Origin of the sequence: Vibrio nitrifigilis (assembly GCF_015686695.1) — a bacterium.
Lineage (GTDB): Bacteria > Pseudomonadota > Gammaproteobacteria > Enterobacterales > Vibrionaceae > Vibrio > Vibrio nitrifigilis.
On sequence record NZ_JADPMR010000004.1, the window covers coordinates 1,384,457 to 1,395,656 of the forward strand.

Sequence of the window (11,200 nt, forward strand, 5' to 3'; positions counted from 1 at the left end):
GCCAGGCCTTATTATTTGTTTTTGTTGTCTACCAAAACGGCAAGTAAGATCACGACCGCTTTAGCAATCATTTGGTAGTAAGAAGACACATCCAGTAAATTCAACGCGTTATTCAAAAATCCGATGATTAACGCACCAATCAGCGTGCCCATAATTTTACCTTTGCCGCCCATCAGGCTTGTTCCACCTAGTACAACAGCAGCAATGGCATCTAATTCATATCCCATACCCGCAGTAGGTTGAGCGGATGACAAGCGTGAGGTAACAATGATTCCAGCTAGTGCCGCCAATAGGCCACAGATAGCATAAACACCGATTTTCACGCGGTCTACGTTAATACCAGACAAACGTGTCGCGGATTCATTACCGCCAAGCGCATACACGTAACGGCCAAAGCGAGTATGATTTAACAGGTACCAAGCCACAGCAAAGACCAAAACCATGAGCCAAACCGGCACAGGAATACCTAATAAATACCCAGTACCAAACCATGCGAAAGCGTCCGCAGTATCGGTAAATCCTGTAGAAATTGGTCGGCCATCGGTGTACACCATGGTGACACCACGTAGCAGAGTCATTGTGACTAATGTTGCAATAAAGGCTTGCACTTTACCCTTGGCAATAATGATACCGCTTACCGCACCTAATGCCGCACCAGCAAGTAGCGCGACAGGAACAGCCACAATCACAGGGACTTCAAGTGCGATTAGGCTTGCGGCAAAGGCACCAGATAATGCCAATACTGAACCTACGCTCAAATCGATTCCTGCGGTTAAAATAACCAATGTCATACCCACTGCAATGATCGCATTGACTGACGTTTGGCGCAGAATGTTCATTAAATTACCAAAGGTAAAGAAATGTGGATTGAGAAAAGACACGACAACCACAAGAAATAGAAGAGCAATCAATGACTTTTGTTCGATAAGCCACTCTTTACTCAGCCATTTTTTCTGACTAGGTGCTGTTTTCTTGATGGTTTCAGAGTTCATGCGGTTTCCTCGTTCAACACGTTATCTGTAGGCTGCAATGATTGAGCTGGCTGTTTACCAACTGCGCATGCCAATAAATTTTCTTGATTTGCTTCTTTAGCGCTAAATTCGCCACTAATACGGCCCTCATGCATCACTAGGATACGGTCACTCATGCCCAAAACTTCAGGCATTTCCGAGGACACTAAAATGATACTCATACCGTCCGCTTTAAATTCATTAATAAGTTGATAGATTTCTTTTTTAGCACCAACATCTACACCACGAGTAGGTTCGTCAAGAATCAATAACTTAGGACGAGTCATTAATCCTTTTGCGATCGCGACTTTCTGTTGGTTACCACCGGATAAGTTACCGATAATCTGTTCGCGTTTTGGTGTTTTGATATTGAACAGTTGAATAAAATCATCCACTGCCAATTTTTCTTCACTGTGCTTGATTTGCATACCATGGCTAAGTTGCTTTAACGCACATAGACTCATGTTGTCTTTAACCGATAACCCAAGTATTAACCCATCACCTTTACGGTCTTCAGAGATATAGGCAATACCCGCTTTCAAGCCATCTTGGGGACTATGCGCATCGATTTTCTGGCCATCAATCCACACCTGACCAGCAGATTTAGGCAAGGCACCATAAATCACTTTCATCAGTTCCGTACGTCCGGCTCCCATCAGGCCCGAAATACCCAAAATTTCACCGTGGCGAACATTAAAACTAATTTCTTCAACACCAGCGCCAGACACTTGCTCAACAGCAAGGCAAACATCACCTTGAGGGACACTGACGCGCGGGTACTGTTCATCGAGTCGACGTCCAACCATTTTTTCGATCAAACCATCTTCATCGGTATCCGCCACTGCACACTGACCAATAAATTTCCCATCACGCAAGACAGTAATGTCATCACAAATTTCAAAAATTTCTTTCAAACGATGCGAGATATAAACGATGCCACAACCTTGTTCTCGAAGTTCATTAATCACTTTAAATAACGAGGCTGTTTCTGTATCAGTCAGCGCATCTGTTGGTTCATCCATGATGATCACTTTAGATTCAAACGAAAGCGCCTTCGCAATCTCAACCATTTGTTGCTCACTCAAGCTCAAATCACCTAATAAGGTATTCGAGCGATGGGCCACGTTTAAACGCTCAAGCAACGCATCGGCTTTCTGGTACATCTCTTTCCATTGAATGCGGCCAAATACACTAACAATTTCTCGGCCCAGAAATATATTTTCAGCAATCGTCAGTTCTGGAATCAGGTTGAGCTCTTGGTGAATAATACTGATGCCGGCTATTTGAGAATCACGCGGACCTTTGAATTGTACGGGTACACCATGATATTCAATCTCCCCAGCATCACGACGATAAATACCAGTCAGCACTTTCATCAAGGTGGATTTACCCGCGCCATTCTCTCCCATCAAAGCCATCACCTTACCGGGATAAACATTTAGGCTGGCACCATCTAAGGCTTTAACTCCAGGGAACCCCTTTTCAATATTTTTTAGGGATAAAATCGGCTGGGTCATACACTCTCCTCAATCATTTCTAGGTCGGTGAATTTGGGATTAAAATACAACGCCAGCTTGAAAAATAACGTTGGCATAAGCGGTACATTCACCAGTGCGAATCACCGCTCGGCTCTGGTGAGTGCGTGCTTTAAAAGCTTCGTGAGGTAAATAAGTAATGGTGATGGGTTTCCCACTACTTTGTTCTTCTGCATTAAGTAATACCATGAACTGCTCAAAACATTCAGGGCTGGTTTTAGGGAACTCTTCAGCCAAGATAACCCCTTCAATTTGTGATTCTGACAGCACAGTTTTCACTGTTTCAAGAAATCCGGGCACACCGTACGTTAGCGCTAAATCAATGCGTTGTGTTGCCGAAGGAATCGGTAATCCCGCATCACAAATTGTGTATTCATCCGTATGACCTAATGTTGCGACAAGATGAGATAGCTCTGCATTAATAAGGGCTGTTTTTTTCATTATTATTCCTTTTTCGTTCTCTTACGTACTGGCTAAGACCTTCACCACTCATTCAGTTTAATTAGACTTAAAGCAATAGTTAATGATATTTAAATTAATATAATTAACTATTAATTAAGATAATTATTGAATAATCCGTATTTAATCTAGGTTTCGATTATTTTTTAGAAACCTTATCGAAACGTTTCGATGAGATAGTAATGAGATAGCAATGAATTTGCATCACGATTGAAATCAGAGTGTGATTGTGATCGTTACAACAGGGAATTAGTGCCCCAAATTAGTGAGAATGATCACTGATGGTGATTAATTAGCCGTAAAAACACATTCTCGCTGAAACAGCATCTTGAGGTTATTTAGGTATAGTAATCCGGATATTTTTCCCAGATTTAACATAAGTGATATGAATAAGGCTAAACTAAAGAAAAGTTTAAGTGGCAATAAATCAAACAGATACGGGCTTCTAACTGCCGATAACACACTTAACTTTATATAATTTATTGAATTTTAATAAAATGGAGCATCTTCATGCTTAAACGTTCAGCTTTCGTTCTTCTTTCTGTTCTTGCTCTGTCTGCTTGCCAAGATGAAGTTGGTAGTCAATCTTGGTGTCAAGATATGCGTGAAAAGCCGAAAACCGAGTGGAGCAGCCAAAACGCGGTTGATTATGCAAAAAACTGTTTACTCAATAATGAAGTAGGCAGTGAGCAATGGTGTAAAGACATGGACGAAAAACCGAAAGGTGATTGGACAGCAAATCAAGCAACTTCTTACGCTAAGCACTGTGTCTTATAACCCTCTATTCGATTAGCTCCTGATCGATTAAGCCCCCTAAAATGGGGGCTTAATCACCTATAGCCCTTTATGGTATTGAGCATGTGTTGTCGGTAAAATAGCGTTTTGCAAACTCAATATCGCAGCTTGACGCTGCTCCTTTTCACAAAGTTGGCGAAATTGCTCAACCAATTCATTTAAGCGCCAAGGGCTTCGCGTTTCAGTGTGAATATCTCTTACATCTATAAACCAATCAGTAAAAAGTTCTGGAAGATCCTGAATCACCTCTAAGTTCATAAAATGATGCTGATTATATAAACTGTTGTGCTCGCCCAACTGCTTATCAATCACATAAGCAGACCCATTTAAGTTCAGTATTGAGGCCGACTTTTTACAGTTAGGCAAACATCCTCGAGTCACACGCTTTTTCTTACACCCAACGGTTTGTTGGAACAAGCATTGACGACTGGTTAACAAATTCATCGGATGATAAATACTGTGACATAAACGGAATCCTTTTGGTCTTACAATACGTTTCATCTGCTTATGCGAAATTTCATTGGAAATAAAAGCACCACTACAGCCATACTCTTGTTGCAAACATTGCAGTGCATATGAGTTGGTGAGGTTTAACTGCGGCCCAGCTAACCATGCTATATCCATTTCCCCAGCCAACATTCCGATCCCAGTATTATTGGTCACAATCCAACTTGGCTTAACAGCTTCCAAAAACTGTTGCGCAGCCAAATAATTATCACCTATCAATACCGCAGGAAACCACGGGATAAGGTGCGGGTATTGTGAGAAAACATCCAGTACTTGTGTTTTTTGCCGAGCTAGAGACGAAGGCATTTGATAGTAAACACTGATGTTGTCAGCATGCAGCTGCTGCACTTCTTCAAGGGTGGAAACCAATACATTTAAATGAGGTTTAATCGGCTCATCTAAATCCGTATTTATCGCAGGCACTTGGATATCCGCGTATTTTTTTTCTGTCGTTTGATTTTTATGCTGCTCATGATCAAGCTGAACTAAACGCTCATTCACCCGCGCGATAATTCGGGTATTTTCATCATAGACTTGCTGTTTAATCTGGCGAGTTTGTTCACCTTCCGAGACTCCCGCTTGCTGGATGAAATGATCAGCGGAATGATTACGCGGATTATCAATGTACATTTCTTTTGAGATAGTGCCTTTTAAATAGCCCGCAGAAAAATCACGATTGAAGACCTTATAAAGCTCAGAGGTATCAGACAACAAAGGTTGGTTATTTTCATAACGGTCAATTTGTTGCCGCCACTGATCGACCACATTAAACACATAGTGCGGCTGTTTCATTCTCCCTTCGACTTTCAACGAATACACGCCGAGTTCAGCAAGCTCGGCAAAATCTTCAAATGCCGTATTATCCTTCATGTTTAATGGGTGACTGATCCCCATATCTGTGGTCTGATATTTATCACGGCAAGGCTGACTGCAACGCCCTCGGTTACCCGAAGCCCCATTTCTTGCTGAGCTGATATAACATAGCCCAGAAAAACCAATGCAGTAGGAACCGTGAACAAACACTTCCATCAATACATTATGCTGTCTACCATATTGCGTTAGATGACGAATTTCTGTTGAGTCCAATTCACGGGATAAATTCACTCGGCTAGTCCCCAGCTTAGACAAAAATCGAATTTGACCTTCGTTATGAGAATTGAGCTGGGTTGAACCATGCACATCCAGCATTGGGAAGTAATGCTTCAAAATATAACCAAGACCAAGGTCCTGAATAATTACGCCATCAATGTCGGTGTGAATCAGTTGATTTAACAAGCGAACGACTGAGCGAATCTCGCTTTCCAATAAAATAATATTCAGTGTCAGAAATATTTTGCAGTGGTGTTCATGAGCAATCACCAATATTGCTTTTAAGTCATCTAAATTAAGATTGGACGCTCTATTTCGCGCATTAAAACGTTCCAGCCCACAATATACGGCATCAGCTCCAGCTGCGATTGCCGCTTTAATGGATTCGATGTCACCACCTGGGGCTAATAACTCAAACTGACTCTCACTCACGCTCTAACCACACTTTTTACTTCAACTAAGGGCCGGCTATTCTACTACTCTCTGTAAGGAAACATCCAATAAACCCTATAAATAACATGGCTAACTGCCATCATTAATTCAAACAATAAAAAAACGCCCACTCACCATGATGAGTAGGCGTGTTGTTTTTAGGTGATAACTGATTAGTTTGATGCGGCCGGAGTTTTAGAAGCAGAACCGCTAGTTGCCAATAACAACCCAATCAAGATAGCTCCAATAATGGTTCCAGCAGGCCATGCTAATAACAGCACAATCGAATAACTGTATTGTCCCGCCCGATTATTTTTAAAAATGGACCAATATCCTAACCCTGCCAAACAGACCAAAATAATAGGAAGCACGGAGATTAAAGCCCCTAATTCAGCAGGTATACCTGAAGCAAAGAGACCGGATAAAAATAGGCCAGCCAAACCTATCAATACTTGAATGGTTGAAGCCATTCCTATCAAAAATTTAATTAAAGTGACCATTGACGTTACCTTTATTGTGATAATTTTGAGACTCTTATTAGAACAAAAAGTTTATCAATTTAGTCCACTGACTGACGTTATTACTGGATCAAGATCCACAAATTTCTGTAGAAAAGCCTCAGTATTGGCACACTGAGGCTTAAGGGAATACCTATGCACTAAGTTTTTCTTTAGCAAGAGATTTTGCACCTGCAAAATCCAGTTTCCCTGTTCCTAATACAGGAACCTGCTCTACTTGAAAAATAGCGCTCGGAATCATAAGTGCTGACATGCCTTTTTGATTCAACGTTTTCTTAATCTCCGCGGGCGCTTGTTCACTTTCTGTAAGTAGCACTATCTGTTCACCTTTTTTCTCATCTGGTAAATTAACTGCCACCAAATTCATCTCTGGCTCACCAAGCAGCTCTTTAATGGTTTGCTCAACCGCACCAAGACTGACCATCTCCCCTGCCAACTTCGCAAAACGAGAGTAACGGTCAACAATGGTTAAGTATCCATCTTCATCTAAATGGCCTTTATCGCCCGTTTTATACCAACGCATGCCATCAAGATTGACGATCACAGAATCAGTTTTCTCCGGATCATTTAAGTATCCTTTCATGATCTGGGCACCACCAATCAAAATCAAACCATCTTCCCCTACCGGCAAGGTTTCAAGGCTAACCGGGTCAACAATACGGAAAGTGGTTCCTGGTAGAGCAAGCCCTACCGTGCCATCTTTTGCCGCTTCTTGAATATAGGCCTGCTCACGAATCATATGCCCTGGCAAGTTAACACTGGCGACTGGTGTAGTTTCCGTCGTGCCATATCCTTCTAAGACCGGCACCATAAATTTCTGCTGAAACGCCTCTTTTACCGTTTTATCTAGTTTTTCAGCCCCTGATACTACAGCGCGCAGCGAATTAAACATCATTGGCTTAATCCTGCGATTGCGCTGATACATACCTAAGAATGTCGACGTCGCACACATCAGTGTGGCTTCGTATTTCGCAACCGCTTTTGCAATATTGTGGCCATCAGTAGGATCAGGATGACAAATCACAGGGATCCCCTCCATCAATGGCAACATACCTGTTACGGTTAAACCGAAAGCATGGAATAAAGGAAGTGTTGCCATAATACGATCTTCTTCCCGCACATTGAGTACATCTGATACCTGACGTAAGTTAGCCATGATATTTTTATGAGTAAGCATCACACCTTTCGGTGCTCCTTCGCTACCAGAAGAGAACAAAATCGCAGCGTTATCTTCCAGATCCGTTGGCTTACAAAAGAACGCATGAATCCATGCTGCAGGCAAACAAAGCGCTGCCGCGGTGGTCAACCATTTACGTAACGGGCTGATGCCCGTTTTTAGGTCTTCCAAGTAAAACCGTTCACAGCCACTTAAAATGGTTTCACAATCAATACCTCGTTTCTCAAGCTTGCTAATAAAACGGCGTGAGGTCACGATACTCTTAATTGCAGCACTCTGTTTAGCATTGCTGATCGCCTCAATAGATGACGTGTAGTTAATATTCACCACCGTTTTACCCGCCATGAGGGCACCAATGTTAGTCATTAACCCAGGCGCAGAGGTTGGAACCAATAAACCTAAGTTCTGGCCCGGTAACGCTTGTAGTTTCTGCTTAACAAGTAAGCTACCGACTAAAAATTTGAAGTGTGACATTGGCGTCCCCGAGCTATCGACTACAGCCCAATCACTCGGTTTTGATTTCGCAGTTTCAATCCAAGTTTGCGGTAAGGTATCTAACGTTTCTGCATATTCATTCCAACTTGCTACCGACATTTCAAACACTTTTTGTTTAACTTGAGCGGCATCAGAATGAATGTCCATTGGCTCGCCAAACGCAGCGATGATGTCACGCTTGATACCGTTTTTACGCATTTTGCCAAGTTTCTTGGTTGAACGAGAAAACGCACTGCCCCACATGCCGCGCAGATAGAATGGCACAATGACACCATTTGCGTCTTTGCAAGCACGTTCAAACCCTTTTTTGAATTCACCTAATTGGCCCAAGTGACTAATACGACCTTCAGGGAACAGACAAACGGTTTCACCGGCATTCAGTAGCTCCGTGACTTTAGCCAGAGCTTGCTTACTTTGTCCTGCAGAAATAGGGATAACACCAAACAAGTCAAAAAACCATTTCAGATACCATTGCTGGTAAATGCTACGGTCCATAACAAAATAAACCTGTTTTGGTACTGCCATTTGAATAATCGCCCAATCCATCCAGCTAATATGGTTACCCAATAACAAAGTCCCCGTACCGGATTCAGGCAGATTATCAAAGCCCACCACTTTCAACCGGTATTTATGTCCCAGTAAACGATTCATTAAACCACGCACTAAAGCTTGAGGTAATATGACAATCGCAAACAGCGCCACCAATACACTTAGACCAAACACCCCCCACAGTAGGTATTGAGCATCTAAAGAAGTGGTAGCAAAGAGTACGGTCAGCCCTAGAAACAATAACATACCAATGTTTTGAATGAAGTTATTGCCCGCCAGCACGCGCCCTATTTGAGATTCATTGGCATGAAACTGAATCAGTGCATTTAACGGTACCAGCATTAGTGCACCACCAAACCCAACCAACAGGAATAACACGGCCATCAAGGTTAATGTGGTTACTTGAGCCAAGAAAAATAGGCTGATGCACACCACAACAGCCCCTGCAGGGATGAGAGAAATGTTGATATGTCGCACTGAATGTTTAGCCACGAAAGCGGAACCGAGCATCAAACCAATAATGGCCATAGCAATCACGCATTGAATGGCAAAGGTATTACCAATTCCAAGTGTTGATTTCGCATAGGAAGGAAACGCGGCGATTAGTACTTGGCTAATTGAAAGAAAGCAAGTGAGACCCAATACGGATTGCCAAATCGCTTTCTCTTTAAAAAGTAATCGAATATTGCTGGTTAATGTTTTGCCCGTAGCATACTGACGCCATGGGAAACCTGTCACAGTGGTTTTTGATTGGCAGTTAGGTAAACGAAATGCTAGCACACACTCAATAATGGAACCTAATACCAACAACCAGCCAATATTAGCGACATCTTGAAGTATTGCCGATGGCACAAGCGGCGTTGCCGAATTTAAATCAAATTCAAACAGAGCAGAAAATGCAGCACTCCCTGCTAGCACCGCAATCATAGAGACTGCTTGCACCCAACCATTACCAGCACTTAAATACTCAGCGCCAAGTAATTCGCGTATATAACCGTATTTAGCGGGAGAATATGAAGCACTCTGCATCGCTAGAATAAAGGTTAAGGCGAACGCTGCATAAAAATGCCCAGTGTAGTAACAATAAGTAATGAGTAATGTCACTACAATGGCCAGCATCGCGCTACAGCGCATCACTTTGGCCTTGGGAAACCGATCCGCTAAATACCCAGATGGCGTAAATAGCATAACAAATGGTAATAAGATGAGTGCATTTACAATTGCCATCAGAAGCATTTGTTGATTGCCATCGTAACTTTTAAAAAGTGTATTCTGGATGACGATTTTATGGCCAAAATCGACAAACGCATTAATAAATGCCACTAGTAAATAAGCGATAAAGCCTTTGTTTTTAAATAATCTGCTCATTGTCATTTCCCAATCGAACACCGTTCAATTAATTTAGGACCAACATTAATCGAACACTGTTCGATTGTAAAGTGAAGATGTGAATGTTTTATATTCAGGTTATGAAATGGGATCAGAAACACAAAAAGAGGGCCATTGACTGCCCTCTTTATCACTGTTTCTAATTTTGATGTGATTAACCGCATCAAATTTCCTTATTCAAAACATTCAGATTTATTCCAACGTTTGAGCCAGTGCTGTTTTTAGTTCTTGCTCTGCTTGTTCAATCAATAACTGTGCTTGTTCCCGCTGTGCTCGGCCTTCTTTTACTCGCGCTAAGGTATTATTCAACGTATCAATAGTCAGTTGGTTAACAACTTGTAAAGATTCAATATCCAAAATGCCGCGCTGATAGTTTTCCGCAATTTGCTCTTCCAAGACTTTCAACTTTTGTGCATTCTGCTGATATTGCGCATTGGTATAATCTTTCACAGCTCGAGTCACCTTGAGCGCTTTTTCTTTTTCATAGTTAGAAATCGCGATCAAAAATTGACGTTTCCATAGAGGGAAGGTGTTGTACACGATATCCTGTATATCTTCCATGAGCATTTTATTGCCCTCTTGAGACAAACGAATCTGAGGTGCCGTTTGAATGGCCGCTAATCGAGTGAGCGCCAAGTTATGCACACGCTTTTCTAAACGTGCCACCGCTTGAGTAGCATCGCGGTATTTTTGGGTATCTAACGCATCACCACTGGCTTGAGATTGAGCGAGTAACTGAGGTAACACGACTTGATTCAGTTCAGATAACTTAAACTTACCTGCTTCTATGTAGGTTTCGAGCCCTTTTAATAACTCTAAGTTGTGGTTATACAATCCATCCAACTGATTAATATCATGAGCCAGTTTTGCTTCTTGCCCTTCTAGTTTTTCAGCGAGAGAATCAATGTGATCTTTAACTGAATCAAAGCTAGCCGAGAACTTTTTAAACGAATCAAAAAGCTCCCCGATCAAAGGCAATTTCGCGAGAAAACTGTCTCTGCCTAACCCATCAAAATCAGTGGAATCCATTGATGAAATCATCGCCTGTAGCACTTCCCCAGCTTCTCCGGAATCTCTAATGCGAATTTGATCAAGAATCTCATCCGAAAACGAAGTAATAGTTTCCAAGGCTTCTTTACCAAATGTGATAGTGGCAACCGTATCAAACGGATCAAACTTTTGCGCTACCTCAGCCGCTTCTGGAGACACAGCCATCTCTACTTTAGGAACCGGATCTTCTTGAAT

Annotated in this window: 8 protein-coding genes; 1 reads left to right on the forward strand and 7 read right to left on the reverse strand. The window is 42.0% G+C overall.

Annotation, left to right across the window (positions count from 1 at the left end):
• Positions 1 to 11: 11 nt before the first annotated feature.
• From rbsC to rbsD, 3 genes are read right to left on the reverse strand one after another with little or no spacing between them, the layout of a single operon-like run.
• Positions 12 to 992, reverse strand: a complete 981-nt coding sequence (rbsC, locus tag I1A42_RS22580; RefSeq protein ID WP_196125161.1) for a ribose ABC transporter permease — start codon at positions 990 to 992, stop codon at positions 12 to 14.
• A complete protein-coding gene (gene rbsA / locus I1A42_RS22585; protein WP_196125163.1) occupies positions 989 to 2,527 on the reverse strand; it encodes a ribose ABC transporter ATP-binding protein RbsA in 1,539 nt (512 codons plus the stop codon). Before rbsA ends, rbsC begins: the two co-directional genes overlap by 4 nt.
• Positions 2,528 to 2,566: 39 nt before the next feature.
• Positions 2,567 to 2,986: a D-ribose pyranase gene (rbsD, locus tag I1A42_RS22590; RefSeq protein WP_196125165.1), complete on the reverse strand. Its 420-nt coding sequence runs from the start codon at positions 2,984 to 2,986 to the stop codon at positions 2,567 to 2,569.
• 528 nt (positions 2,987 to 3,514) lie between these two features.
• On the opposite strand from rbsD, the gene I1A42_RS22595 reads away from it, so the two are divergent.
• Positions 3,515 to 3,781, forward strand: coding sequence for a DUF3012 domain-containing protein (locus I1A42_RS22595; RefSeq protein ID WP_161153307.1), 267 nt, complete (start codon positions 3,515 to 3,517; stop codon positions 3,779 to 3,781).
• 57 nt (positions 3,782 to 3,838) lie between these two features.
• Here the strand turns inward: I1A42_RS22595 and I1A42_RS22600 are convergent, their stop codons facing one another.
• From I1A42_RS22600 to I1A42_RS22615, 4 genes are all read right to left on the reverse strand, one after another.
• Entirely contained in the window at positions 3,839 to 5,827 is a 1,989-nt protein-coding gene (locus tag I1A42_RS22600) for a U32 family peptidase (protein ID WP_196125167.1), read from the reverse strand.
• Between the two features lie 173 nt (positions 5,828 to 6,000).
• Positions 6,001 to 6,327 (reverse strand): hypothetical protein, encoded by a 327-nt coding sequence (locus I1A42_RS22605; protein WP_196125169.1) that lies wholly within the window; start codon positions 6,325 to 6,327, stop codon positions 6,001 to 6,003.
• A gap of 151 nt (positions 6,328 to 6,478) precedes the next feature.
• Positions 6,479 to 9,934 (reverse strand): acyl-[ACP]--phospholipid O-acyltransferase, encoded by a 3,456-nt coding sequence (locus tag I1A42_RS22610; RefSeq protein WP_196125171.1) that lies wholly within the window; start codon positions 9,932 to 9,934, stop codon positions 6,479 to 6,481.
• A 213-nt stretch (positions 9,935 to 10,147) separates the two neighbouring features.
• Complete coding sequence (locus I1A42_RS22615; RefSeq protein WP_196125725.1) at positions 10,148 to 11,170, reverse strand: toxic anion resistance protein; 1,023 nt, start codon at positions 11,168 to 11,170, stop codon at positions 10,148 to 10,150.
• Between the last annotated feature and the right edge of the window lie 30 nt (positions 11,171 to 11,200).

Bases quoted from the DNA above. Each gene is read 5' to 3' on its own strand.
- I1A42_RS22610 (WP_196125171.1), bottom strand. From the start codon at position 9,934: ATGAGCAGATTATTTAAAAACAAAGGCTTTATCGCTTATTTACTAGTG.
- rbsA (WP_196125163.1), bottom strand. From the start codon at position 2,527: ATGACCCAGCCGATTTTATCCCTAAAAAATATTGAAAAGGGGTTCCCT.
- rbsD (WP_196125165.1), bottom strand. From the start codon at position 2,986: ATGAAAAAAACAGCCCTTATTAATGCAGAGCTATCTCATCTTGTCGCA.
- rbsC (WP_196125161.1), bottom strand. From the start codon at position 992: ATGAACTCTGAAACCATCAAGAAAACAGCACCTAGTCAGAAAAAATGG.
- I1A42_RS22605 (WP_196125169.1), bottom strand. From the start codon at position 6,327: ATGGTCACTTTAATTAAATTTTTGATAGGAATGGCTTCAACCATTCAA.
- I1A42_RS22595 (WP_161153307.1), top strand. From the start codon at position 3,515: ATGCTTAAACGTTCAGCTTTCGTTCTTCTTTCTGTTCTTGCTCTGTCT.
- I1A42_RS22615 (WP_196125725.1), bottom strand. From the start codon at position 11,170: ATGGCTGTGTCTCCAGAAGCGGCTGAGGTAGCGCAAAAGTTTGATCCG.